This is a genomic window from Helicobacter pylori, from assembly GCF_011140715.1.
Classification (GTDB): domain Bacteria; phylum Campylobacterota; class Campylobacteria; order Campylobacterales; family Helicobacteraceae; genus Helicobacter; species Helicobacter pylori_DA.
This window is the reverse complement of sequence record NZ_SFZZ01000006.1, coordinates 1-2,222: the sequence shown is the minus strand read 5'-3', so window position 1 is coordinate 2,222 and position 2,222 is coordinate 1. Positions and strand designations below refer to the sequence as shown.

Genomic DNA, 2,222 nt, shown 5'->3' with positions numbered 1-2,222 from the left:
GCTATAAAGCCTTCGGTATTCTAGCTTAGTGCCTAAAAAAGAATAGTAATTCGTGTTAATGGTAGGGATTTTCACGCCCAATTCCATGCCATGCTGAGCGGAATGATCGCTGTCTTTTTTCTTAGGCCTAGCGAGATTGGTTCTCAAGCCTAAATTGAATAAGAATTGGAAGTTAGCCGTATTCACTTTAGCGCTATAAACATTGCTGATGGTTTTTAAATTCACGAATTGAGAATTAAGCCATGAAGTCCCTGCTAAGGCGATGCCACCAAAAAGCCCTACAGAAATCTTATTGTTCTTGCCTAAAAAGTTGGTGTTTTTATCATTGATAAAATTAAACAATAAATCGCTACCCACCCCATAAGTCCAAACATCAGAAGCCGAATTAAAGAAGCTTGATTTGATATAGGCGTGGTTGTAATCAAAGAAACCATAATACCTTAACCCCCATCTTTTCTTTTCTCCAAAAAATTGCTTATAACCCGCTTGCACCCCAAGGCCGTTCAAGGCACCGTTATTCGTGGTTGAAGAAGCGATCATGCCCATATTCCTAAAAGGATTGTTGCCAAGTTCTTGAATAAGGGTGTTGGCTAGGGTTTGCGCTTGATTGATTTGAGGCGTTTGGTTGTTAAAATCAGCGGCACTTGTTTTTAATGAAGTTAGAGTTTCTTCCACGCCAGCACACCCATTCCCCCAATTGTTCTTTTGATTTTGCATTGTCATATTCGCACTGCTTATAGCACTCGCATCGCATTTCCCTATGTAGTCTTTAAGATGGCCTGAAGAAAGTTTGTTAAAATCGCTCTCCACTTGATTGGCTAGTTTTAAAATTTCTGCTTGAGATTGAGCATTTTTAAGCATTTTTTGAGCTAAAGCCGTAAGACTGCTAGGGGTGTTAAGGTTGAGATTATGGGGTTGTGTGATATTTTTTGGTTGGTTGGCGCTGAGTTGTTGGGTTTCTTGAACGATTTTTTGCGCATTATTAATCATGTCTGAAGCGGCACTAAATTCCGCACCAAAAGTCGCACATGAATTTTTGCCACCACCGGTTGCTTGCCATGAAGGGGTGTTTGTAGTAGCTTGGCCATTACTTCCACTACTAGATTTCGCTATCAACATGGGGCAATAATCTTTTAGGGTATTGACAATCGTTTGCGCTTGAGTCAAAAGATTTTGCGCATCGTTAGTCGTATCAATAACAGAAGTTGTCGTTTTAGTTTGATCATCTTGTTGATACTTTGATGTGGTTACATGCGCTTCTAATTTTTCCCCTTTGCTATTTAAAGGAGCAAGCCCAGCTTGTTTTAAAGCTTTTGAAAGAATCTGATAAGCTTCATGGATTTTTTCATATTGCTCAATAGATAGAGAAACATTTTTGTCTGCTTTTAATGTATTTGTGCCACTAGAACTATGAGTGCCATTACTATTTGTGCTCCCACCGCAATTGATTGTAGTGCCGTTGCCATTCTCATCGGTGTAGTGGAAATTTTTTTGATTGTTTTCGCCTGGACTTTTGGTATAGCCTCCGCATATGACCGCATAACCCATGCTATTCCATAGCCCTAACACCGATCTCAACGCTAAAAGCGTGGCTTGATAGGCAGGGGAATTGGTTGTCCCACCGGCTAAAGTTTTTGCGCGTTCGTTCAAATTATTAACCGCTTGGTTGATCGCTTGCGCACTTGTCTTTGAGTTTGTGCCATTATCGTTGGTTAAAAGCCGGCTTAATTGTTCATAAGTGTCTGAAAGTTTTTGCACCTTGTCGGCGTTTTTCACTTTTTGAACCGCTTCACCGATTTGATAACCCACGCTTAAAAAAACGCCGTTGTCTTCAGCATGGAGCAATGACGCCGCAAGAGTTAGAGAAAGTAGAATCGTTTTTTTCGTTTTTTTCATAAGATGTTCCTTAAAGTAATGTTTTATTGCAAAAAATGTATCAAAATGAGAATTTATTTACAATGCGTTTAATTATAGTATAAATTTATTGAATTTCAAAAAAAATTTTAGGGTGTTTTGATGCACTCAATCAAGCTTGTAAGAGTGTTTTTAATTTAATTGGGATTTGGTTTTAGAAAGATTGTTGTAAAATAAACGCCCCCATAAGTGCAATTATGGGGATAAATCCATAAAAGGAGTTTGTCATGGCTACCAAACATGGCAAAAACTCTTGGAAAACATTATACCTTGAAATTTCGTTTTTGGGGTGTAAAGTTGTTGTTTTA

General features: G+C 38.6%; 1 protein-coding gene. It reads right to left on the bottom strand.

All coding sequences use genetic code 11. The features are described from left to right. The coding region (gene hopQ, locus EWZ81_RS00030; protein ID WP_165548428.1) for a Hop family adhesin HopQ at window positions 1-1,896 on the bottom strand (1,896 nt) is incomplete at its 3' end. Window positions 1,897-2,222: the final 326 nt, after the last annotated feature.